The 20,866-nt window shown below is 72.6% G+C and carries 20 protein-coding genes and 1 pseudogene; 9 read left to right on the forward strand and 12 right to left on the reverse strand.

Annotated features, from left to right (window positions below; translation table 11 throughout):
• Positions 1-5 precede the first annotated feature (5 nt).
• Genes HJD23_RS19875 through pdhA form a run of 3 tightly spaced genes read right to left on the reverse strand, consistent with a single transcriptional unit; the run spans position 6 to position 3,747 of the window.
• Complete coding sequence (locus HJD23_RS19875; protein WP_171113699.1) at positions 6-1,598, reverse strand: dihydrolipoamide acetyltransferase family protein; 1,593 nt, start codon at positions 1,596-1,598, stop codon at positions 6-8.
• Positions 1,598-2,602 (reverse strand): alpha-ketoacid dehydrogenase subunit beta, encoded by a 1,005-nt coding sequence (locus tag HJD23_RS19880; RefSeq protein ID WP_171113700.1) that lies wholly within the window; start codon positions 2,600-2,602, stop codon positions 1,598-1,600. The genes HJD23_RS19875 and HJD23_RS19880 overlap by 1 nt, the downstream gene beginning before the upstream one ends.
• Positions 2,599-3,747: a pyruvate dehydrogenase (acetyl-transferring) E1 component subunit alpha gene (gene pdhA, locus HJD23_RS19885; RefSeq protein ID WP_171113701.1), complete on the reverse strand. Its 1,149-nt coding sequence runs from the start codon at positions 3,745-3,747 to the stop codon at positions 2,599-2,601. Before pdhA ends, HJD23_RS19880 begins: the two co-directional genes overlap by 4 nt.
• 155 nt (positions 3,748-3,902) lie before the next feature.
• On the opposite strand from pdhA, the gene HJD23_RS19890 reads away from it, so the two are divergent.
• Positions 3,903-4,472 carry an Lrp/AsnC family transcriptional regulator gene (locus HJD23_RS19890; RefSeq protein WP_240980761.1) on the forward strand — a complete coding sequence of 190 codons (570 nt, stop codon included), beginning with the start codon at positions 3,903-3,905 and terminating at the stop codon, positions 4,470-4,472.
• A 303-nt stretch (positions 4,473-4,775) separates the two neighbouring features.
• Here HJD23_RS19890 and HJD23_RS19895 read toward each other — a convergent pair whose 3' ends face one another.
• Entirely contained in the window at positions 4,776-5,366 is a 591-nt protein-coding gene (locus tag HJD23_RS19895; protein WP_171113702.1) for a TetR/AcrR family transcriptional regulator, read from the reverse strand.
• Positions 5,363-6,880: a 3-hydroxyacyl-CoA dehydrogenase gene (locus tag HJD23_RS19900; RefSeq protein ID WP_171113703.1), complete on the reverse strand. Its 1,518-nt coding sequence runs from the start codon at positions 6,878-6,880 to the stop codon at positions 5,363-5,365. The genes HJD23_RS19895 and HJD23_RS19900 overlap by 4 nt, the downstream gene beginning before the upstream one ends.
• Positions 6,881-7,040: 160 nt before the next feature.
• Between HJD23_RS19900 and paaN the strand changes: the two genes are divergently transcribed.
• Positions 7,041-8,732: a phenylacetic acid degradation protein PaaN gene (paaN, locus tag HJD23_RS19905; RefSeq protein ID WP_171113704.1), complete on the forward strand. Its 1,692-nt coding sequence runs from the start codon at positions 7,041-7,043 to the stop codon at positions 8,730-8,732.
• A gap of 29 nt (positions 8,733-8,761) precedes the next feature.
• Here paaN and HJD23_RS19910 read toward each other — a convergent pair whose 3' ends face one another.
• Genes HJD23_RS19910 through HJD23_RS19920 form a run of 3 tightly spaced genes read right to left on the reverse strand, consistent with a single transcriptional unit; the run spans position 8,762 to position 11,522 of the window.
• Complete coding sequence (locus HJD23_RS19910; protein WP_171113705.1) at positions 8,762-9,547, reverse strand: TrmH family RNA methyltransferase; 786 nt, start codon at positions 9,545-9,547, stop codon at positions 8,762-8,764.
• Positions 9,544-10,770, reverse strand: a complete 1,227-nt coding sequence (locus HJD23_RS19915) for an HTTM domain-containing protein (protein WP_171113706.1) — start codon at positions 10,768-10,770, stop codon at positions 9,544-9,546. Before HJD23_RS19915 ends, HJD23_RS19910 begins: the two co-directional genes overlap by 4 nt.
• Positions 10,767-11,522 carry a DUF5819 family protein gene (locus HJD23_RS19920; RefSeq protein ID WP_171113707.1) on the reverse strand — a complete coding sequence of 252 codons (756 nt, stop codon included), beginning with the start codon at positions 11,520-11,522 and terminating at the stop codon, positions 10,767-10,769. Before HJD23_RS19920 ends, HJD23_RS19915 begins: the two co-directional genes overlap by 4 nt.
• 241 nt (positions 11,523-11,763) lie before the next feature.
• On the opposite strand from HJD23_RS19920, the gene paaA reads away from it, so the two are divergent.
• The 6 genes from paaA to HJD23_RS19950 all read left to right on the forward strand — a co-directional run bounded on the left by paaA (position 11,764) and on the right by HJD23_RS19950 (position 16,604).
• On the forward strand, positions 11,764-12,768 hold the full coding sequence (gene paaA / locus HJD23_RS19925) for a 1,2-phenylacetyl-CoA epoxidase subunit PaaA (RefSeq protein ID WP_171113708.1): 1,005 nt from the start codon (positions 11,764-11,766) through the stop codon (positions 12,766-12,768).
• Positions 12,765-13,052, forward strand: a complete 288-nt coding sequence (paaB, locus tag HJD23_RS19930) for a 1,2-phenylacetyl-CoA epoxidase subunit PaaB (protein WP_073944895.1) — start codon at positions 12,765-12,767, stop codon at positions 13,050-13,052. The genes paaA and paaB overlap by 4 nt, the downstream gene beginning before the upstream one ends.
• Positions 13,049-13,768 (forward strand): 1,2-phenylacetyl-CoA epoxidase subunit PaaC, encoded by a 720-nt coding sequence (gene paaC / locus HJD23_RS19935; protein ID WP_171113709.1) that lies wholly within the window; start codon positions 13,049-13,051, stop codon positions 13,766-13,768. Before paaB ends, paaC begins: the two co-directional genes overlap by 4 nt.
• A complete protein-coding gene (gene paaD, locus HJD23_RS19940; RefSeq protein WP_171113710.1) occupies positions 13,762-14,310 on the forward strand; it encodes a 1,2-phenylacetyl-CoA epoxidase subunit PaaD in 549 nt (182 codons plus the stop codon). Before paaC ends, paaD begins: the two co-directional genes overlap by 7 nt.
• On the forward strand, positions 14,310-15,368 hold the full coding sequence (locus tag HJD23_RS19945) for a 2Fe-2S iron-sulfur cluster-binding protein (RefSeq protein ID WP_171113711.1): 1,059 nt from the start codon (positions 14,310-14,312) through the stop codon (positions 15,366-15,368). The genes paaD and HJD23_RS19945 overlap by 1 nt, the downstream gene beginning before the upstream one ends.
• 99 nt (positions 15,369-15,467) lie before the next feature.
• Positions 15,468-16,604 carry an acyl-CoA dehydrogenase gene (locus HJD23_RS19950; RefSeq protein WP_171113712.1) on the forward strand — a complete coding sequence of 379 codons (1,137 nt, stop codon included), beginning with the start codon at positions 15,468-15,470 and terminating at the stop codon, positions 16,602-16,604.
• Positions 16,605-16,680: 76 nt separating this feature from the next.
• Here HJD23_RS19950 and HJD23_RS19955 read toward each other — a convergent pair whose 3' ends face one another.
• The 3 genes from HJD23_RS19955 to HJD23_RS19965 form a co-directional block, all read right to left on the reverse strand.
• Positions 16,681-17,025 (reverse strand): rhodanese-like domain-containing protein, encoded by a 345-nt coding sequence (locus HJD23_RS19955; protein ID WP_171113713.1) that lies wholly within the window; start codon positions 17,023-17,025, stop codon positions 16,681-16,683.
• Between the two features lie 122 nt (positions 17,026-17,147).
• The gene (locus HJD23_RS19960; protein ID WP_171113714.1) at positions 17,148-17,993 is read right to left on the reverse strand and encodes a hypothetical protein; all 846 of its coding nucleotides are present in this window, start codon (positions 17,991-17,993) and stop codon (positions 17,148-17,150) included.
• 191 nt (positions 17,994-18,184) lie between these two features.
• A complete protein-coding gene (locus HJD23_RS19965) occupies positions 18,185-19,645 on the reverse strand; it encodes a DUF2252 domain-containing protein (protein ID WP_171113715.1) in 1,461 nt (486 codons plus the stop codon).
• Positions 19,646-19,746: 101 nt separating this feature from the next.
• On the opposite strand from HJD23_RS19965, the pseudogene HJD23_RS19970 reads away from it, so the two are divergent.
• Positions 19,747-20,031 (forward strand): annotated as a pseudogene (locus HJD23_RS19970) (ABC transporter permease); the annotation flags it as partial.
• 316 nt (positions 20,032-20,347) lie between these two features.
• Here the strand turns inward: HJD23_RS19970 and HJD23_RS19975 are convergent.
• Positions 20,348-20,860 (reverse strand): flavin reductase family protein, encoded by a 513-nt coding sequence (locus HJD23_RS19975; protein WP_171113716.1) that lies wholly within the window; start codon positions 20,858-20,860, stop codon positions 20,348-20,350.
• Positions 20,861-20,866 lie beyond the last annotated feature (6 nt).

Here is a 20,866-nt window from a genome sequence, read left to right on the forward strand (position 1 = left end):
CCCGGTCAAAGGGTGCGCATCAGCACCGCCGGCTGTTCCACGCAGTCCGCGACGTAGCGCAGGAAGCCGCCCGCCGTGCCGCCGTCGCAGACCCGGTGGTCGAAGGTGAGCGAGAGCTGCACGACCTGCCGCACCGCCAGCTCGCCCTCGTGCACCCAGGGCTTGGGTACGATCCGGCCGACGCCGAGCATGGCCGCCTCGGGGTGGTTGATGATCGGCGTGGAGCCGTCGACGCCGAACACGCCGTAGTTGTTCAGCGTGAAGGTGCCGCCGGTCAGGTCCGCGGGGGTGAGCGTCCCGGTCCGGGCCGCCTCGGTCAGCCGGGCGAACTCCGCGGTGAGGCCCTCGGCGTCCCGGGCGTGCGCGTCGCGGACGACCGGCACGACCAGTCCCCGCTCGGTCTGCGCGGCGAAGCCCAGGTGCACCTGGTCCAGCTGGACGACCTCCCTGGCCGCCATGTCCACGGTGGAGTTCAGCTCGGGGAAACGGGCGAGCGCGGCGGTGCAGATCCGGGCCAGCAGGGCGAGCAGGGAGATCTTGGGGCCACCGGCCGCGTTCATCGCGGTGCGCGCCCGCATCAGCTCCGTCGCGTCGGCGTCGACCCAGCAGGTCGCGTCCGGGATCTCCCGCCGACTGCGGGAGAGCTTGTCGGCGACGGCACCTCGGACGCCCTTGAGGGGGACGCGGGTGCCGGGCGTGTGGGCCGCGGAGGTGACCGGGACGGCCGTCGGTGCGGGGACACCGGCTGGAGTGGCAGCCACGCGCGCGTGCGGCTCGGTGTGCGCCGGTGCGGCGGCCACGCGCGCGTGCGGCTCGGCCTGCGGCTGGGCGGAACGGCCCTGCGCGGCGGCGGCCCGCAGCGCGTACTCCACGTCCGCGCGCAGAATCAGCCCGTCGGGACCGGAGCCCGTCAGCTCCCGCAGATCCAGCCCGTTCTCCCGGGCGAGCCTCCGTACGAGGGGCGAGATCACCGGCACGGGTCCTTCGCCGCGGGAGGCGTCGCCGTTGGCGTGGGCTGTCGGGGATCCCGGGGCTGGAGCGGTCTGAACGCCCGCAGCGGTCGAAGCCCGCGTAGGAGCTATGGGGGCCTGGGGCCGTACTCGCCGACGCCGCGCGGGAGGCGCACCCGTGCCGTAGCCCACGAGGACGTTGCCGGACCCGGTGTCGGAGCCGCCGGTCCGCGCAGTACCCGAGCCGTTGGCCGAAGCGGCACCGGAGCCCTCGGCCGTACCCGATCCCGAACCGGCACCAGCACCCGGCCCCGACCCCGGACCGGAGCCCGCGCCCCGGGCCGCCCCGGCGCCCGACGCCGAACCCGCGTCCGCCCCGTCACCGGCAGCACCGGAGGCCACCGCCCCCACCGCCACCGTCAGCAGTGGTGCCCCCACCGGGAGTTCCGTGCCCTCCTCGCCGAAGCGGGCCGTGACCACGCCGCCGTAGGGGCAGGGGACCTCGACCATCGCCTTGGCCGTCTCTACCTCGACGACCGGCTGGTCGACGGCGACGACGTCGCCGACCTGCACCAGCCAGCGCACGATCTCCGCCTCGGTGAGCCCTTCTCCGAGGTCGGGGAGCTTGAACTCCAGCACCTGTGCCATCAGCTCTCGGCCTCCCATTGCAGACGCGCCACGGCGTCCAGGATGCGGTCGACGCCAGGGAGATGGTGCCTCTCCAGCATCGGCGGCGGGTAGGGGATGTCGAACCCGGCCACGCGCAGCACCGGCGCCTCCAGGTGGTGGAAGCAGCGCTCCGTGACCCGGGCCGCGATCTCCCCGCCCGGTCCGCCGAACCCGCCCGACTCATGGACGACGACCGCTCGCCCGGTCCGTCGTACCGAGGCGCAGACCGTCTCGTCGTCGAACGGCACCAGGGAGCGCAGGTCGACGACTTCGAGGTCCCACCCCTCGGCCCGGGCCGCCTCGGCGGCTTCGAGGCAGACGGGTACCGACGGCCCGTACGTGATGAGCGTGGCGCTCCGGCCGGAGCGCCGCACCACCGCGCGGCCAATGGGTTCAACGGTCTGCGGGTCGTCCGGGTTCCAGGCGTCCTTCGACCAGTACAGCCGCTTGGGCTCCAGGAAGACGACCGGGTCGTCGGAGGCGATGGCGGCGCGCAGCAGGCCGTAGGCGTCGGCGACGGTCGCGGGCGTGACGACATGGAGCCCCGGAGTCGCCATGTAGTACGCCTCGGAGGAGTCGCTGTGGTGTTCGACGCCGCCGATGCCGCCGCCGTAGGGGACACGGATGGTGATCGGCAGGGGCATCTTCCCGCGGGTGCGGTTGCGCATACGCGCCACATGGCTGACGAGCTGCTCGAACGACGGGTAGGCGAACGCGTCGAACTGCATCTCGACGACCGGCCTGAGCCCGTACATCGCCATGCCGACGGCCGTGCCGAGGATGCCGGCCTCGGCGAGCGGGGTGTCCGTGCAGCGGTCCTCGCCGAACTCCTTGGCGAGCCCGTCGGTGACGCGGAAGACACCGCCGAGGGTGCCGACGTCCTCGCCCATGACGTGCACGGACGGGTCGGCGGCCATGGCGTCGCGCAGCGCGCGGGTGAGGGCCTGGGCCATGGTGGCGGGCTTGACGGCGACGGTCGTCATCGCGGCTCCCCTTCCTGCCCGGCTTCCTGCCCGGCCTCCAGCTCGGCCCGCAACTGGGCTTGCTGCTCGCGCAGTTGCGGCGTGGGCTCGGCGTAGACGTGGGCGAACAGGTCCATGGGGTCGAGCCCGGGGTCCTGGTTCAGGCGGGCGCGCAGGTCGGCGGCGAGCGTCTCGGCGTCCTCGCGTGCGGCCCGGACGCCGGCCTCGTCGAGCCAGCCGCGCTCGGTCAACTCCCGCTCCAGGAGCGCGATCGGGTCGTGGTCCCGCCAGGCGTCGACCTCGGAGTCCGCGCGGTAGCGTTTGTCGTCGTCCGCGTTGGTGTGCGCCTCCACGCGGTAGGTCACCGCCTCCACGAGCGTCGGACCGCCCCCCACGCGCGCGTGCCGCACGGCGTCGGTGAGGACCTCGTGCACGGCGGCGGCGTCGTTGCCGTCGACCAGGCGGCCCGGCATGCCGTACCCGACGGCCTTGTGGGCCAGGGACGGTGCGGCGGTCTGCTTGGCGAGCGGGACGGAGATCGCGAAGCCGTTGTTCTGGACCAGGAAAACGACCGGGGCCTGCCATACGGCGGCGAAGTTCAGCGCCTCGTGGAAATCGCCCTCGCTGGTGCCGCCGTCACCGACGATCGCCAGCGCGACCACGTCGTCGCCCTTGAGGCGGGCGGCGTGCGCGAGGCCGACGGCATGCGGGAGCTGAGTGGCGAGCGGGGTGCACAGGGGGGCGACGCGGTGGGTGTACGGGTCGTACCCGGTGTGCCAGTCGCCGCGCAGCAGGGTGAGGGCCTCGACGGGGTCCACGCCGCGGACGACGGCGGCGAGGGTGTCGCGGTAGCTGGGGAAGAGCCAGTCGCGGTCGTCAAGGGCCAGCGCGGCGGCGACCTCGCAGGCCTCCTGGCCGGTGCTGGACGGGTAGACGGCGAGGCGGCCCTGCTTGGTGAGGGCGGTGGCCTGCGCGTTGTACCGGCGGCCGCGCACCAGCTGGGCGTACAGCCGGCGCAGCAGCTCGGGGTCGGCCTTGGCGGCCGCCTCGGTGCCGAGCACGCGGTACGGAGCCGCGTCGGGCAGCAGCGGTGTGGGGTCGGTGCGGGGCTGCCAGGCGGGCGGCGGCGACGGCCGATACGCGCCACGCTGCTCCATGACCGTCATGACGGCACCTCCTCGTGGGAGCGGCTTCGGGGAGGCGCGGCATCTGTGATGCGCCTCACCTACCGATTGTTCGGTCGACGGCACATTTTGGCTACAGGCAGCCCCGGGCTGTGGACAAACGGTTCTCCACAGCCTGAGATGTACGCAGTACGTCCATGGTAAGGAGGCGGGGGCGGGTGGCATCTGAACAAATGGCCGAGGGCCCGGAGGCCGGCGCACCTTCCCCGAGTTCCGCGAGTCCCGCGAGTCCCGCGAGCAGGGAGACGACCCTGCCGCCCCCGCGGCCCCTGGACGCCATCGATCAGGACATCCTGCGGATGCTCCAGGCCGACGGCCGCGCGTCGATACGGTCCGTCGCCGAACGGGTCCACGTCTCGCGCGCCAACGCCTACGCGCGCATCAACCGGCTCGTCGAGGACGGTGTCATCCGCGGTTTCGGAGCCCGCGTCGACCACGAACGCGCGGGCCACGGGACGTCGGCGTACATCACCCTGAAGATCGTCCAGAACTCCTGGCGCACCGTGCGCGAGCAGCTCAGACAGCTGCCCGGCGCCTCGCACATCGCCCTCGTCGGGGGCGATTTCGATGTGCTGCTGCTGGTGCACACCCCCGACAACCGGGCACTGCGCGAGCTGGTGCTCACCCGGCTCCAGGCGATCCCGGAGGTGCTCAGCACGCGCACGTTGCTGGTGTTCGAGGAGGAGGACCTGGAGCCGCAGGGCTGAGCACCTGACCGGCCGTCATCCCGTGGCCCGGGCTGCGCCCAGGGCCGGCGCGAACAGCCCCGGAAGAAAGGGCGTATCCCAGCCCGGCGCCGACGGCCACCACGCGCGTGGTCCGGTGGACGGCGCGAGGCGGAACGTCGTTCCGAGGCATGCGCCCACCCCGTCACCGCCGTGCGGCCGGGGCATGGGGAGGCGTACTCAATCCCCTCCACGCGCGCGTACTCAGACCCCGCGGTCAGGCCCTGGAGAGCCTCGTGGCGGAACACCTTCAACGCGCGCGTACTCCAGGCCACCGCTCCCCGTTCAGTCCGCCTGCCGCAGACCGCCGAAGACCAGGCACACCACCGCGTCGGCCACTTCGCGCTCCCCCATGCCGCGCCCGTCGGGCCGGTACCACTCGGCGATCGAGTTGATCATGCCGAAGACCAGCCGGGTGGCCAGCCGCACCTCCACGTCGCCGCGCACGTCCCCGTCCGCGGCGGCCGCCTTCAGCAGCTCGGCGACCCGGTGGTCGAAGTCGCGGCGCCGCTCCAGCGCCCACCGCTCGGTGTCCGTGTTGCCGCGCACCCGCAGCAGCAGCGTCACGTAGGGCAGTTCGGCTATGAGCACCTCGACCATGCGCCGCACGACGTACTCCAGCCGCCCGGCGGCGCGCCCCACGCGCGCGTGCTCCTCGTCGAGGATCCCGAAGAGTTCGTCCAGCGCCCGGCTCACGGCCCGGCGCAGCAGTTCCTCCTTGCCGGTGACGTGGTGGTAGATCGAGGACTTGGAGATGCCGGCCGCCTTGGAGAGGTGCTCCATGGAGGTGCCGTCGTAACCGCGCTCGTTGAAGACCTGGACGGCGACCGACAGCAGCGTCTCCGGGGTGTACGTGTCGCGCTTGGCGGTGGTCATGACGTGCTGCCCTCCCGCTTGTCGGTGGCGTACGCGTGGCGGTACAGCGCGAGGGACGGCGCGTAGCGCCCGGAGGGATCGCGCAGGTGCAGGTCGTCGAGGAGGGCGTACGCCCAGTTGCGGCCCAGGCGGCGGCTCCATTCGAACGGGCCGAGCGGGTAGTTGACGCCCAGCCGCATCGCGGTGTCGATGTCCTCCTCGGTGGCGACGCCCTTGGCGACGGCGTCGTGGGCGAGGTCGACGATCCGCGCGACCGTACGGGCGACGATCATCCCGGGGACGTCCCCGATGACGCTGACCTTCTTGCCGAGCGCCTGGAACAGGCCGGTGGCCTCGCTGAGGGTCCCCGGCGAGGTGTCCTGGGAGGCGGACAGGGCGATGCGGGTGGCCCGGCGGTAGTCGAGGGCGAGGTCGAAGTAGACGACGTCCCGGAACTCGACCGAGGTCTGGCCGTCGGCGAGCGCCAGCTGGCCGCCGCCGGGCAGCACGAGCCGGGTGCCGTGGTCCTCGTCCTCCTCACGGACCTGGATGCCCGCCTCGCGGATCAGCGCGAGCAGCTCGGACGCGGGGCCCAGGTCGCCCTCGGCGACGACGTACGCGGGCGGCCGGCCGGCTTCCGCGGTGTGCGGCTCGGCGCGCTCGGCGCCGTCCCGGTAGTCGTACCAGCCCTGTCCGGACTTGCGGCCGAGCCGGCCGGACTCGACCAGGCGGCGCTGTGCGAGCGACGGCGCGAAGCGCACGTCCTGGAAGAAGGACTGCCACACGGAGCGCGTCACGGACTCGTTGACGTCCTGCCCGATCAGGTCGGTCAGCTCGAAGGCGCCCATCCGGAAGCCGCCGCACTCGCGCAGCACGGCGTCGATGGTGGCGGGGTCGGCGCCGTGCGCCTCGTAGACGGCGAAGGCCTCGGCGTAGAACGGCCGGGCGATGCGGTTGACGATGAAGCCGGGGGTGTCGGCGCAGGCGACCGGCGTCTTGCCCCAGGCACGGGCCATCTCGTACGCGCGCGTGGCCGAGGTGACATCGGTGGCGAACCCGGAGACCACCTCGACCAGCGGCAGCAGCGGGGCGGGGTTGAAGAAGTGCAGGCCGACGAAGCGGCCCGGGGCGCGCAGGGCGCCGCCGATGGCGGTCACCGACAGGGAGGACGTGTTGGTGGCGAGCAGACAGTCCTCGGCGACCACGTCCTCCAGCTCGCGCAGCAGGTCCTGTTTGACGTCCAGCCGCTCCAGGACGGCCTCGACGACAAGGGCGGAGTCGGCGAGCTCGGCGAGGCTCTCGGCGGGCAGCAGGCGGGCGCGCGCGGCGTCCCGGTCGGCGCCGGTGAGCCGCTCCTTCTCGACGAGCCTGTCGAGCCGGGCACCGATCGCGGCGGCGGCTTCGCGGGCGCGCCCGGGGACGGCGTCGTACAGCCGTACGACGTGGCCCGCGACCAGCGCCACCTGGGCGATGCCCTGCCCCATGGTGCCGGTGCCGACGACGGCCACGGGGCTGCTGAGGTCGAGTGCTGTCATGGACGCGATCCTCCCGCACGGGGTTTTCCACAGATGCGGCGGACCCCCTTGAACCGACCGATCGTTCGGTTACTCTAACTCTGACTGCGTGTTCCTGCCCATGTTTCTCACCAGGTCATGAGCTCGACGAAGAGCTCACAAGACGAGGAGTTGGTCCCGCATGGCCGCCGAACTCACCGCCCACGAGCTGATCACCCAGCACCGGCCGACCCTCGACCAGGCGCTGGAAACGATCCGCACGCGCGCGTACTGGTCCCCGCACCCCGAGCACCCGAAGGCCTACGGGGAGAACGGCAGCCTGGACGCGGCCGCGGGCAAGGCCGCCTTCGACGCCCTGCTCGGCACCCGCCTCGACCTCGGCCAGCCCGGCACGGACGGCTGGGTGGACTATGAAGTCTCGCCGTACGGCATCGAGTTGGGCGTCAGCTACCCGCACGCGGACATCGACGTGCTGCTGCCCGCCATGCGGGCCGGCCAGCGCGCCTGGCGCGACGCGGGTCCGGAGGCCCGGGCCATGGTCTGCCTGGAGATCCTCAAGCGGATCAGCGACCGGACGCACGAGTTCGCGCACGCGGTCATGCACACTTCCGGCCAGGCCTTCATGATGGCGTTCCAGGCGGGCGGCCCGCACGCGCAGGACCGCGGCCTGGAAGCGGTGGCGTACGCGTACGTGGAGCAGGTCCGCACCCCCGACACCGCGGAGTGGACCAAGCCGCAGGGCAAGCGGGACCCGCTCGCGCTGACCAAGCGGTTCACCGCGGTCCCGCGCGGGATCGGTCTGGTGATCGGCTGCAACACCTTCCCGACGTGGAACGGCTACCCGGGCCTGTTCGCCTCCCTCGCCACCGGCAACGCGGTCCTGGTCAAGCCCCACCCGCGCGCGGTGCTGCCGCTCGCGCTCACCGTGCAGGTCGCGCGCCAGGTGCTCACCGAGGCCGGCTTCGACGCCAACCTGGTCGCGCTGGCCGCCGAGCGCCCCGGTGAGGGCATCGCCAAGACCCTCGCCGTCCGCCCCGAGATCCGGATCATCGACTACACCGGCTCGACGGCGTTCGGCGACTGGCTGGAGGCCAACGCCCGCCAGGCGCAGGTCCACACGGAGAAGGCCGGCGTCAACACGGTGATCGTGGAGTCGACCGACGACTACAAGGGGATGCTGTCCAACCTGGCCTTCTCGCTGTCGCTGTACAGCGGCCAGATGTGCACGACCCCGCAGAACCTGCTCGTCCCCCGCGACGGCATCCGCACCGACCAGGGCCCGAAGTCCTTCGACGAGGTGACCGCCGACCTCGCCAAGGCGGTCGACGGACTGCTCGGCGACGACGCGCGCGCGAACGCGCTGCTCGGCGCCATCGTCAACCCGGACGTCAAGGCCCGCCTGGAGGCCGCGGCCGGGCTCGGCGAAGTCGCCCTCGCCTCCCGCGAGATCAGCAACCCCGACTTCCCGGCCGCGGTGGTCCGTACGCCCGTCATCGTCAAGCTGGACGGCGCCAAGCCGGACGACGAGGCCGCCTACATGAGCGAGTGCTTCGGCCCGGTCTCCTTCGCGGTCGCCGTCGACTCGGCCACCGACGCGGTGGAGCTGCTGCGCCGGACGGTCCGGGAGAAGGGCGCGATGACGGTCGGCGCGTACACGACCGACCAGGAGGTCGAGCGGGCGATCGAGGAGGCCTGCCTGGAGGAGGCCGCCCAGCTGTCGCTGAACCTGACCGGTGGGGTGTACGTCAACCAGACCGCCGCCTTCTCCGACTTCCACGGCTCGGGCGGCAACCCGGCGGCCAACTCGGCGCTGACCGACGGGGCGTTCGTGGCGAACCGCTTCCGGGTGGTGGAGGTACGCCGGGAGGCGTGACCCCTCGGACCGCCGCGCCCGGTCACCGTTCAGTCCGCCGCGCCCCCGGTGGCGCTCCAGTGGTACAGCGTCATGGCCACGCTGGTCGCGAGGTTGTAGCTGGAGACCTGGGGGCGCATCGGCAACGCGACCAGATGGTCGGCACGCGCGCGTACGGCCGCGGACAGGCCGCTGCGTTCCGAGCCGAACGCGAGCAGCGCGTCGTCCGGCAGCTTCAGGCCCCGGATGTCCTCGCCCTCCGGGTCGAGGGCGAACAGCGGCCCGGGCGGCAGTTCGCCGACGTCCAGCCGCTCCACGGCGGTCGCGAAGTGCAGCCCGGCACCGCCGCGTACGACGGTGGGATGCCAGGGGTCGAGCGTGCCGGTCGTGACCACGCCGGTCGCCCCGAAGCCGGCCGCCAGCCGGATCACCGCCCCGGCGTTGCCGAGGTTGCGCGGCTGGTCGAGGACCACGACGGGCGCGCTGCGGGGCGTGCGGGCCAGCGCCCGCAGATGGGCCGCACGGGACGGCCGTAGCGCCAGGGCGGCCACGGCGGTGGGGTGCGGACGCGGCACCAGGGAGGCGTACGTCGACTCCGGGACCTCGGTGAGCAGCGCGGCCAGCGTCTGCCGTACGTCCGGAGCGAGCTCGTCGGCGAGGGCGAGCGCGGCCTCGCGGTCGGCGGTGACCGCGAGGGGCACCTCCGCGCCGAAACGCAGGGCGTGCTTGAGGGCGTGGAAGCCGTCGAGCAGCACGGAGGTGCCGGCGAGGCGGCGCCAGGCGCTCACCTGTTGCTGCGCGGAGCCGCCGGTGTCCCTGTCCGCGGGGTCGTTCATGCCGTGAAGCCTACGTGGGTCTGCTCGGCGTCCCCGGTGCGCTCGGCGGCGTCCGGCGTCCGCTGCGCCGGGACCTTGGGGCGGCCGCGCCGGACCAGGCGCCCACGCGCGCGTGCCGCCCAGTCGCCCAGTCGGCGCAGGAACGACGTCGGCAGGAAGACCGCGTCCGCCGCGATCATCGCCAGCGAGAAGAAGGGCAGACCGAGCACCACGGCGATCACGGCATGCTCGGTGATCATGACGGCCAGCAGGACGTTCTTGACCCGCCGGTGGAACAGCGTGAACGGGAAGGCGACCTGGACGATCACGGTCCCGTAGGTGATGAGCATGACCATGGTGCCGCTGGCGGAGAGCAGGTCGGCGAGGGCGGGCCAGGGCGAGAAGGAGTCCAGATGCAGGGGGTAGTAGACGGCGGTGCCGTCCTGCCAGCGGGAGCCCTGGATCTTGTACCAGCCGGCCGTGGCGTAGATCAGACAGGCCTCGGCCATGATCACGAGCAGGGCGCCGTTGTGCAGGATGTTGGCGATCAGGTCGAGCAGGATCCGCGGCTGGCCGGTGCGTGTGAGGCGCCCGGTGAGCCACCACAGGGCCTGCGCCACCCACACGCCCCACAGCAGCGCCGGGACCGGCCAGTCGCCGTCCAGCCGGCCCATCGCGGTCACGGCGAGCAGCGCCAGCCCGAGCACGCCCCACAGCGCGGGGCCGGTGCGGTCGGTGACCCGCTCCCCACGCGCGCGTGCCCCGGGTGCGCGCCGAGCGCGCCGCGCGTCCAGGGACCACACCTGGCCGCACCGCGTGAAGACCAGGTAGATGCACATCAGGTGCAGGACGTTGTCGCCGCCGTCGCCCATGAAGACGCTGCGGTTCTGCAGCGAGAGCACGCCGACCATGAAGAGCACGGACATGGTGCGGGTACGCCAGCCCAGCATCAGCAGCAGGCTGGTGAGCACGCCGAGCGCGTAGACGGTCTCGAACCAGAGCTGCCCGTCGGACCACATCAGGGCGGAGAAGGCGCCGTTCGCGCCGATCAGCTGCTCGGCGAGGTCCCAGCTCCACGGGCCGTCGGGGCCGTACAGCTCCTGGCGGTGCGGGATCTCGCGCAGCAGGAACAGCAGCCAGGTCGCGGCGAAACCGATGCGGATCACGGCGGTCTGGTAGGGGCCCAGGGCGGACTCGGTGACCCGGGCGATGCCACGGGAGACGGCCAGGGCGAAGCGGCTCACCGGACGCCTCCCTCGGCCTCGTCGCCCGGCACCGACCACCAGGGCAGCATCCGGTACACCGGCTTGAGCGATATCCGCTCCTCGCTCCACTCGGGCGGGCGGACGTTGGTGGTCCGCGAGCGGACCTGGACCCGCTCGACGACACCGCCCGGCCCGCTCGCGTCCGCGCGGTCCAGGCGCATCACGACGATCCGGCGCAGATATGTCTCGCTGAGCGCACCGCGCAGGCCCGAGGGGCGGTTGCTGCCGTCGTGCGTGGCGGTGAAGAAGTCCCAGGCGCGGCGCAGCTCGTTCTGCTGGGTGTGGCTCGGCAGCAGATTGCCGTCGATGGCCCTGCCGTCCTGCGCGGACAGGTCGTACCAGCCGGTGGTGCGGCTGCTGCCGTCACCCGTTCGGATCTGGGCGCGGACCTGAACGGAGATGTTCTGCTGCAGCGGGTTCGGCGCGAACAGCTTCCAGTTCTGTTCGAACTCCGGGTAGATCCATTCGTCGATCGCCTTGCCGTGCTGCTTGGTGACCGTGTTCGACGGCGCGACGTGCAGAAAGACCATCCCGATGTGCACACAGACGGCGACGGCGACGACGGCGAGGGCCAGCGCGACGCCGACCTGGTAGCGCGGGGAGAGGGCGGCGACGCCGGTGCGGGGGCCCGTCGGGGGCTCGTTCACGCCGTCAGGTGCGCCCTGCTGGTCCTGCGCGTGCGGAGCGCTCGCACCCCTGTCGTACGTGTCGTTCGCGCCCTGCGCGTCCATTCCGCCCCGATCCCGATCCCGTTCCGGTCCTTCTGTGCCGCCCGGCAGCCCCCCTCGCAGGCGAACGGTACTCAGGCCGACCCACCGGGCACAGCCCTTTCGATCAGCTCGTCCACAGCCGCGCCGACGGGTTATCCACAGCGGTTGACACCTTACGGCGCCCGACCGACCATGGAATCGCACGAACCGAACGATCGGTCGGGAGCATGCTCCGGGCAGACCCAAAGGTCGAGGGGGCCTCATGGCGACAGCAGCCGCGCAGAAGACGGACCACACAGCGCCGTACGACGGGGACGGCACCGCCGCCACCGCCGGGTACGAGCGCGCCTTCGACGCCGCCGTGGCCGCCGACGAGCGCATCGAGCCCCGCGACTGGATGCCCGACGCCTACCGGGCGACGCTGGTCCGGCAGATCGCCCAGCACGCGCACTCCGAGATCATCGGCATGCAGCCGGAGGCCAACTGGATCACCCGCGCGCCCTCGCTGCGCCGCAAGGCCATCCTGATGGCCAAGGTCCAGGACGAGGCCGGCCACGGGCTGTATCTGTACAGCGCGGCGGAAACGCTCGGCACCGGCCGCGACGAGCTGCTCGACAAGCTGCACAGCGGCCGCCAGAAGTACTCCTCGATCTTCAACTACCCCACGCTGACCTGGGCCGACGTCGGCGCGATCGGTTGGCTGGTGGACGGCGCCGCGATCACCAACCAGGTGCCGCTGTGCCGCTGCTCCTACGGCCCGTACGCACGCGCGATGGTCCGCATCTGCAAGGAGGAGTCCTTCCACCAGCGCCAGGGGTACGAGCTGCTGCTGGCCCTCAGCCGCGGCACCCCCGAGCAGCACGCGATGGCGCAGGACGCGGTGGACCGCTGGTGGTGGCCGTCGCTGATGATGTTCGGCCCGCCCGACGACGCGTCGCAGCACTCGGCGCAGTCGATGGCCTGGAAGATCAAGCGGCACTCCAACGACGAGCTGCGCCAGCGCTTCGTCGACATCTGCGTCCCCCAGGCCGAGTCCCTCGGCCTCACCCTCCCCGACCCGGATCTCAAGTGGAACGAGGAGCGGGGGCACTACGACTTCGGGCCGATCGACTGGACGGAGTTCTGGGAGGTCCTCAAGGGCAACGGCCCGTGCAACGAGCAGCGCATCACACAACGCAGGCGGGCCCATGAAGAGGGCGCCTGGGTACGGGAGGCGGCCGCGGCGTACGCGGCCAAGCACAGCGAGACGGGAGCGACGCGCGCATGACGAACACCGACTGGCCTCTGTGGGAGGTCTTCGTGCGCTCCCGCCGGGGCCTGTCCCACACCCACGCCGGCAGCCTGCACGCCCCGGACGCGGAGCTCGCCCTGCGCAACGCGCGCGATCTGTACACCCGGCGCGGCGAGGGCGTCTCCATCTGGGTCGTGCCGTCCTCCGCCATCACGGCGTCCTCGCCCGACGAGAAGGACCCGTTCTTCGAACCGGCCGCGGACAAGCCCTACCGCCACCCGACGTTCTACGAGATCCCGGAGGGGGTGAAGCACCTGTGACGACCACGGTTCCCACGACGGCCGCCCTCGCCCTCGGCGACGACGCCCTGGTGCTCTCCCACCGCCTGGGCGAGTGGGCCGGCCACGCCCCCGTCCTGGAGGAGGAGGTCGCCCTCGCCAACATCGCGCTGGACCTGCTCGGCCAGGCCCGGGTGCTGCTGTCGCTGGCCGGCGACGAGGACGAGCTGGCGTATCTGCGCGAGGAGCGCGCCTTCCGCAACCTCCAGCTGGTGGAACAGCCGAACGGCGACTTCGCCCACACCATCGCCCGCCAGCTGTACTTCTCCACCTATCAGCACCTCCTCTACGACCGCCTGGCCACCGGCGACGGCCCCTTCGCCCCGCTCGCCGCGAAGGCCGTCAAGGAGGTCGCCTACCACCGCGACCACGCCGAGCAGTGGACCCTGCGGCTCGGCGACGGCACGGACGAGAGCCATGCGCGGATGCGGCGGGCGTGCGAGGCGCTGTGGCGGTTCACCGGCGAGATGTTCCAGCCGGTGCAGGGCCTGGACGTGGACGGGGAGCAGCTGAGGCCGGCCTGGCTGGAGTCGGTCGGCGAGGTCCTGCGCCGGGCCACGCTCACGCTCCCCGAGGGACCGCAGTCCGGGGCGTGGAGCGCGGGCGCGGGCCGGCAGGGCCTGCACACCGAGCCGTTCGGGCGGATGCTCGCCGAGATGCAGCATCTGCACCGCAGCCACCCGGGGGCGTCATGGTGACCACCACCGCCCTGGAAGCGGAACTCATCGCGATCGCCGGCTCGGTGCCCGACCCCGAGCTGCCGGTCCTCACCCTGCGGGAACTGGGCGTGCTGCGCGCGGTGCACCTGCGCGGCGAGGACGCGGTCGACGTCGAGCTGACCCCGACGTACACCGGCTGCCCCGCCATAGAGGCCATGTCCCTGGACATAGAGCGGGCGCTGCACGAGCACGGCATACGGGAGGTCACCGTCCGCACGGTGCTCACGCCGGCCTGGTCCACGGACGACATCACACCCGAAGGACGCCGCAAACTGCGGGAGTTCGGCATCGCACCACCCCGCACACGCGCGCAGTCCGGGCCGGTGACCCTGGAGCTGGGCCCGACGCGCACGCGTACCGAGGAGACGCGCACGCGTACCGAGGAACAGGACCCCGTCCGCTGCCCGCACTGCGGCTCCGCCGACACCGAACTGCTGAGCCGTTTCTCCTCCACCGCGTGCAAGGCGCTGCGCCGCTGCCTGGCGTGCCGTGAACCGTTCGACCACTTCAAGGAGTTGTGATGGCCCGCTTCCACACGCTCCCGGTGACCGCGGTCGACCGGCTCACCGACGACTCCGTCGCCGTCACGCTCGCGGTCCCCGAGGAGCTGCGCGAGGAGTACCGGTACGCGCCCGGCCAGCACATCGCCCTGCGGCGCACCGTCGACGGCGTCGAGATCCGGCGGACGTACTCGATCTGCTCCCCGGCAGCACAGGACGACGAGGGACCGCGCGCCCTGCGGGTGGGGGTGCGGCTGGTGGAGGGTGGCGCCTTCTCGACGTACGCGCTGAAGGAGATCAACGTCGGCGACGAGCTGGAGGTGATGACCCCGGCCGGCCGCTTCACCCTCGACCCCGCGCCCGGGCTGTACGCCGCGATCGTCGGCGGCAGTGGGATCACGCCGGTGCTGTCGATCGCGACGACGCTGCTGGCGCGCGAGCCCGGGGCCCGGTTCTGCCTGATACGCAGCGACCGTACGACCGCCTCGACGATGTTCCTGGAGGAGGTCGCCGATCTGAAGGACCGCTTCCCCGAGCGATTCCAGCTGGTGACGGTGCTCTCCCGGGAGGAGCAGCAGGCGGGCCTGCCGTCCGGGCGGCTGGACCGCGAACGGCTGACGGGCCTGCTGCCGGCACTGCTGCCGGTGGCCGATGTGGCGGGGTGGTACCTGTGCGGGCCGTACGGGCTGGTGCAGGAGGCCGAGCGGGCGCTGCGCGGCCTTGAGGTGCCGCGCGGCCGGATCCACGAGGAGATCTTCCATGTGGACGCCGCTCCGCCCGCCGCCCCGTCGACGGCTCCCGCCCACAGCACGGTGACCGCGCGGCTCGACGGCCGCGGGGGGACCTGGCCGGTCCAGGACGGTGAGTCACTGCTGGAGACGGTACTGCGCAACCGTCCCGACGCCCCCTACGCCTGCAAGGGCGGAGTCTGCGGCACGTGCCGGGCGTTCCTGGTCTCCGGGGAGGTCCGCATGGACCGCAACTTCGCGCTGGAGCGGGAGGAGACGGAGGCGGGGTATGTGCTGGCGTGCCAGTCGCATCCGGTGACGGAGAAGGTGGAGCTGGACTTCGACCGCTAGAGGCCGCCGGGGGGCTGCCTGCGAGGCGTTCCCTTCTCCTGGAACCTGTTCTATCTTGACGCTCCGTCAGATGTGCGGATCCGTCGGGAGGACAGGACCGTGGACTTCACCTTCACCGAGGAGCAGCAGGCGGCGGCCGAGGCGGCGCGGGGTGTGTTCGCCGATGTTGCGCCGGACGCCGTGCCGAGCCCCACGCTGATCCGGGGCGCCGTGGCCGACGACTTCGACCGCGCGCTGTGGGGCAGGCTCGCCGACGCGGATCTGCTGAGCCTGCTGCTCGACCCGGAGCACGGCGGGGCGGGCCTCGACGCCATCGCGCTGTGCCTGGTGCTGCGGGAGGCGGGAAAGGTCCTGGCGCGGGTGCCGCTGCTGGAGAACAGTGCGGCGCTGGCGGCCGTCCAGACGTACGGCGGTGCGGAGTTGAAGTCCGCCGTGCTCGCACCGGCCGGGCGGGGTGAAGTCGTACTGACCGTCGCCGCGCAGGGGCGAACCGGCGGGCACGACCCCGCCGAACGGGCGGTGACCGCGCGGCGGGACGGGGACGGCTGGATCCTGGACGGGGTGCAGACGGCGGTTCCCTGGGCGTACGACGCCGACTTCACCGTCGTACCGGCGCACACCGACGCCGACCGGAGCGTCCTCGCCCTCGTCCCGCGGGGGCACGAAGGGGCCGGACTCGCCGAGCAGTTCGCGACGACCGGGGAGCGGCTCGGGGAGCTGCGGCTGGAGTCGGTGCGGGTGCCGGAGCGATACGTCATCCAGGGCGAGGGGGCCTGGGAGTGGCTGCGCGAGTTGCTGGCCACCGGGACGTGTGCGCTGGCGCTCGGGCTCGGGGAGCGGGTGCTGCGGATGACCAGCGAGTACACCGGGAAACGGGAGCAGTTCGGGTACCCGGTCGCGACGTTCCAGGCCGTCGCCGTGCAGGCCGCCGACCGCTATATCGACCTGCGGGCGATGGAGGCCACGCTCTGGCAGGCGGCGTGGCGGATCGGCTCGGGGGCGCCGGGGGTGTTGCCGGCCGCCGGGGATGTGGCCGTCGCCAAGATCTGGGCGGCGGAGGGGGTACGGCGGGTGGTGCAGACGGCGCAGCATCTGCACGGGGGGTTCGGGGCGGACGTCGACTATCCGCTGCACCGGTACCACGCCTGGGCCAAGCATCTTGAACTGTCGCTGGGACCGGCGGCGGCGCACGAGGAGGCGTTGGGGGACCTGCTGGCGGCGCATGCGCCGGGGTGAGGCCCGGGTGAACGGGAGTGGCGCGGGGACGCCGAGCCGTAGGTCATCCGTGTGGCGTCCCCACCGCCCCCCTCGGTCAGACGACGGCCCCCGGCTCACCCGCGTCCGTGACCACCGGGCGCCCGGTCGCCTCCCAGGCCTCCATGCCGCCGGCGACGTTCACGGCGTCGATGCCTCGCTGGTTGAGGTACATCGCGACCTGGGCCGAGCGGCCGCCGGAGCGGCAGATCACGTGGACGCGGCCGTCCTGCGGGGCGGCCTCGGTCAGCTCGCCGTACCGGGCGACGAACTCGCTCATGGGGATGTGCAGCGCCCCTGCGGCGTGGCCCGCCTGCCACTCCTCGTCCTCGCGGACGTCCAGCAGGAAGTCGTCGTCCTTGAGGTCCGTGACCCCGACCGTGGGAACAGCTCCGAAAGTCATGGTCCCGACGCTACCTGAAGCGCCCGCGCGGACGCCGGGCCCGACGGCTCCCCGACCACGCACCGACCGTTCGCTGACCCGCTCACCGGCCCGCGACCGCTCACCGACTGCTCATCGACCGCTCACTGACCGGCCAGCGCCGCCAGCTCCGCCTCGCGCCCCGCGACCTCCGCCAGCAGCTGCTCGGCGATCTCGTCGAGGAGGCGGTCCGGGTCGTCCGGCGCCAGCTTCAGCATGGAGCCGATGGCGCCCTCCTCCAGCTCGCGGGCGACGACCGTGAGCAGTTCCTTGCGCTGGGCGAGCCACTCCAGGCGGGCGTACAGCTCTTCGCTGCGGCTCGGGCGACGCTCCTCGGGCACCGGTCCCGCCGTCCACTCCTCGGACAGCTCGCGCAGCTCCGCCTCGTCACCACGGGCGTAGGCGGTGTTCACGCGGGTGAGGAACTCCTCACGGCGCTTGCGCTCCCCCTCCTCCTGCGCGAGGTCGGGGTGGGCCTTGCGAGCCAGGTCGCGGTAGAGGCGGCGGGCCTCCTCGCTGGGACGCACCCGCTGCGGGGGCCGGACCGGCTGGTCCGTGAGCATCGCGGCGGACTCCGGGAACAGGCCGTCGCCGTCCATCCAGCCGTGGAACAGCTCCTCCACGGAGGGCATCGGCAGCACCCGGGCCCGCAGCTCCTGCGCCCGGCGCAGATCCTCCGGGTCACCGGTCCGGGCCGCCTTCGCCTCGGCGATCTGCGCGTCCAGCTCTTCGAGGCGGGCGTACATCGGGCCGAGCTTCTGGTGGTGCAGCCGGGAGAAGTTCTCGATCTCGACGCGGAAGGTCTCCACCGCGATCTCGTACTCGATCAGCGCCTGCTCGGCCGCCCGCACGGCCCGCTCCAGCCGCTCCTCGGGCCGGGGCGCGCCGTCCTCGGGCGTCGCCTCGGTCTCACCGGCGACACCACCCTGCTCTGCATCCGGGGTCGTCACCCGACCAGCGTAGGCCACGGCGGGACCGGGCCTCCGGGCACCGGACCTCACCGGTCGCAGCTTCATGCACCGCTTGCCCGAGAAGTCGTAGTGCTCAGGATCGGTGGCGAACGCTCGGGCGCCCGCCGGGAGGCGGCCCACGAACGCGGGTAGCTGCTCCAGGTAGGGCCCCGGATCGACCCAACGCCCTCTCACACACCTCTCTCCGCGGAAACCCTCCCCGCCCGAACCGCCGCCAGCAGCCCCGCGTGATCCGCCTCGGTGCGGTCGGCGTAGGCGACGGCGAACGTGGCCACCGCCTCGTCCAGCTCCTCGTTCTTGCCGCAGTAGCCGGAGATCAGGCGCGGGTCGGCGCTGTGGGAGTGGGCGCGGGCGAGGAGGGCGCCGGTCATGCGGGCGTAGTCGTCGAGCTGGTCCGTGGAGAGGGCCGCCGGGTCCACGCTGCCCTTGCGGTTGCGGAACTGGCGGACCTGGAAGGGGCGGCCGTCCACGGTCGTCCAGCCGAGCAGGATGTCGCTGACCACCTGCATCCGCTTCTGGCCGAGGACCACCCGGCGGCCCTCGTGCTCGGCGGACGGCGCCTCGAAACCGGCGGTCAGCAGATGCGGCAGCAGCGCCGAGCCGCGGGCCTCCTTCACCTGGAGTATCAGCGCCTCACCGCGGTGGTCCAGGAGCAGGACGACGTACGAACGCAGGCCCACGCTGCCCGTGCCCACGACCCGGAACGCCACGTCGTGCACCGCGTGCCGGGACAGCAGCGGCAGCCGGTCCTCCGACAGCGTCGTCAGATAGGCCTCCAGCGACGCCGCCACCGCCGCCGCCTCCGCGTCCGGGACCCGGCGCAGCACCGGCGGCGCGTCCACGAACCGGCGTCCCCCCTCCTCGGTCGCCTCGGTCGACCGCGCCGCGAACCGCCCGCTGGTGTTGGCCCGCGCCTTCTCCGAGACCCGCTCCAGCGTGCCCAGCAGGTCATGGGCGTCGGTGTGGGAGACCAGCTCCTCGTCGGCGATGGCGTTCCACGCGTCCAGCACCGGGAGCTTGGCCAGCAGCCGCATGGTGCGGCGGTAGGCGCCGACGGCGTCATGAGCGGCCGACCGGCAGGTGTCCTCGTCGGCGCCCGTCTCCCGGCCCGCGAGCACCAGCGAGGCGGCGAGCCGCTTGAGGTCCCACTCCCAGGGGCCGTACACCGTCTCGTCGAAGTCGTTCAGGTCGATGATCAGGCCGCCGCGCGCGTCGCCGTACAGACCGAAGTTCGCCGCGTGCGCGTCGCCGCAGATCTGGGCGCGGATGCGGGTCATGGGGGTGCGGGCGAGGTCGTACGCCATGAGGCCCGCCGAACCGCGCAGGAAGGCGAACGGTGTGGCCGCCATCCGTCCCACCCGTATCGGCGTGAGCTCGGGGATGCGGCCCCGGTTCGACTCCTCGACCGCGGCCACCGCGTCGGGCCGGGCGGCGTCGAGGTCGAGGGTGGCGTGGGCGTGCCGCGGGACCCGCTCGCGCAGGGCCTTTCCCTCCTCCTTGGGCGAGCGCGCGCCCTGGCCGGTCCACTCGGCGAAGCCCCGCACCCGCGGAATCCGCACCGTCCCGGAATCCGCACCCTGCACACCGACCTCGGTCACCACGACCGCCTCCCCCGTGACTCGCACGAACATCAACTCGTGCCGACCGTACAACCGGCCGCGGCATCGCGTCAGACCCTGTGGACAACTCCTCATCTGTGGAAAACCTGCCGAGCACCGACGGCCCGGCCGGCCTGGCCGGGGCCATTAAGTGGCAGGTGCTGCGGCTGGTCGGCGCCGAGGCGCTGATGGTGGTCGCGGTCGGCGGGGTGCTGGGGCTGCTGGTCGCCGGGCTCGACCTGGCCGGCATGTGGAGCGCGCTGGGCCTGCTGTCGGTGTGGAGCCCGATCGAGATCCCGTGGGCGGCGCTCGGGGCGACCGTGGGCGCGTGCGCGGTGCTCGCGGTGGTGTCGTCCGTCGCCCCGGCCGGTGTGGCCGTGCGCCGCCGGGCGGTGGAACTGGCCGGCACGAAGGAGTGACCGCCAGGCCACGTGGCCCGCCTGCTGCGTCCCGCGGTGACGGGGGTATCCGGTATCCCGATATCCCGAAAGCCCCGCAGGTCCGGAGACGGGAGACGGTCGCCTCCGGAAATCGATCCGTGTCCCTGCCCCCGGCCGGGCCCCTCAGGTAGGAGGGAGCCCGGCCGGAGATCATCGGCGTCATGGCCGCCGAGCGGTGATCGGCGACCGGTTCCCCTCCGTCAGCGGGTCCCGTCGTACGGAGAGGTACGCCTTCCGGGTCGGCGTGCTGCTGTGCGCCGACCCGGAAGTCCCGGGGAAGGCCTCGACCAGCCGTTCACAGAGGTGTCCGGAAATCGCGTCGGTACCACACAAGGGGCGCGGACGCCGGTCCCTGCCTGTGCATTCCGGACAGTTCCCCGATCAGCAGCGTGTGGTCGCCGACCGGTACACGACTGGTCACAACGCACCGCAGGGCCACCGCGACGTCCGCGAGGTACGGCACGGTCGAGTCGGGCCAGTCGGCCAGACGCACTCCCGAGAACCGGTCCACACCACGCGTGGCGAAGGTCCGGGCCAGTTCCCGATGGTCGCTTCCGAGGATGTTGATACTGAATTCGGCGGCCTCGGACAGCGCCCCGAAACAACTGGACGTATGCGATACCCCCACGAGGACCAGCGGGGGCTCCAGCGACACGGACGTCACCGAACTCGCGGTGAAGCCCCACGCGCGCCCCTCGGCATCCCGTGCCGTGACGATGGTCAGCGGAGCCGCGAGGAATGACATCGCCTCCCGGAACTCCGCGCTGCCCAGAGCGGGCGGGCTGTCTCCGACCTTTGTACTCACCATGCGCAC

Source organism: Streptomyces sp. Z423-1, from assembly GCF_013009255.1.
Classification (GTDB): domain Bacteria; phylum Actinomycetota; class Actinomycetes; order Streptomycetales; family Streptomycetaceae; genus Streptomyces; species Streptomyces gossypiisoli.

What these genes read in the sequence shown, in the direction of transcription:
- HJD23_RS19875 (WP_171113699.1), bottom strand. Translation starts at nt 1,598, where the DNA reads ATGGCACAGGTGCTGGAGTTCAAGCTCCCCGACCTCGGAGAAGGGCTC.
- HJD23_RS19880 (WP_171113700.1), bottom strand. Translation starts at nt 2,602, where the DNA reads ATGACGACCGTCGCCGTCAAGCCCGCCACCATGGCCCAGGCCCTCACC.
- pdhA (WP_171113701.1), bottom strand. Translation starts at nt 3,747, where the DNA reads ATGACGGTCATGGAGCAGCGTGGCGCGTATCGGCCGTCGCCGCCGCCC.
- HJD23_RS19890 (WP_240980761.1), top strand. Translation starts at nt 3,903, where the DNA reads ATGGTAAGGAGGCGGGGGCGGGTGGCATCTGAACAAATGGCCGAGGGC.
- HJD23_RS19895 (WP_171113702.1), bottom strand. Translation starts at nt 5,366, where the DNA reads ATGACCACCGCCAAGCGCGACACGTACACCCCGGAGACGCTGCTGTCG.
- HJD23_RS19900 (WP_171113703.1), bottom strand. Translation starts at nt 6,880, where the DNA reads ATGACAGCACTCGACCTCAGCAGCCCCGTGGCCGTCGTCGGCACCGGC.
- paaN (WP_171113704.1), top strand. Translation starts at nt 7,041, where the DNA reads ATGGCCGCCGAACTCACCGCCCACGAGCTGATCACCCAGCACCGGCCG.
- HJD23_RS19910 (WP_171113705.1), bottom strand. Translation starts at nt 9,547, where the DNA reads ATGAACGACCCCGCGGACAGGGACACCGGCGGCTCCGCGCAGCAACAG.
- HJD23_RS19920 (WP_171113707.1), bottom strand. Translation starts at nt 11,522, where the DNA reads ATGGACGCGCAGGGCGCGAACGACACGTACGACAGGGGTGCGAGCGCT.
- paaA (WP_171113708.1), top strand. Translation starts at nt 11,764, where the DNA reads ATGGCGACAGCAGCCGCGCAGAAGACGGACCACACAGCGCCGTACGAC.
- paaB (WP_073944895.1), top strand. Translation starts at nt 12,765, where the DNA reads ATGACGAACACCGACTGGCCTCTGTGGGAGGTCTTCGTGCGCTCCCGC.
- paaD (WP_171113710.1), top strand. Translation starts at nt 13,762, where the DNA reads ATGGTGACCACCACCGCCCTGGAAGCGGAACTCATCGCGATCGCCGGC.
- HJD23_RS19945 (WP_171113711.1), top strand. Translation starts at nt 14,310, where the DNA reads ATGGCCCGCTTCCACACGCTCCCGGTGACCGCGGTCGACCGGCTCACC.
- HJD23_RS19955 (WP_171113713.1), bottom strand. Translation starts at nt 17,025, where the DNA reads ATGACTTTCGGAGCTGTTCCCACGGTCGGGGTCACGGACCTCAAGGAC.
- HJD23_RS19965 (WP_171113715.1), bottom strand. Translation starts at nt 19,645, where the DNA reads ATGTTCGTGCGAGTCACGGGGGAGGCGGTCGTGGTGACCGAGGTCGGT.
- HJD23_RS19975 (WP_171113716.1), bottom strand. Translation starts at nt 20,860, where the DNA reads ATGGTGAGTACAAAGGTCGGAGACAGCCCGCCCGCTCTGGGCAGCGCG.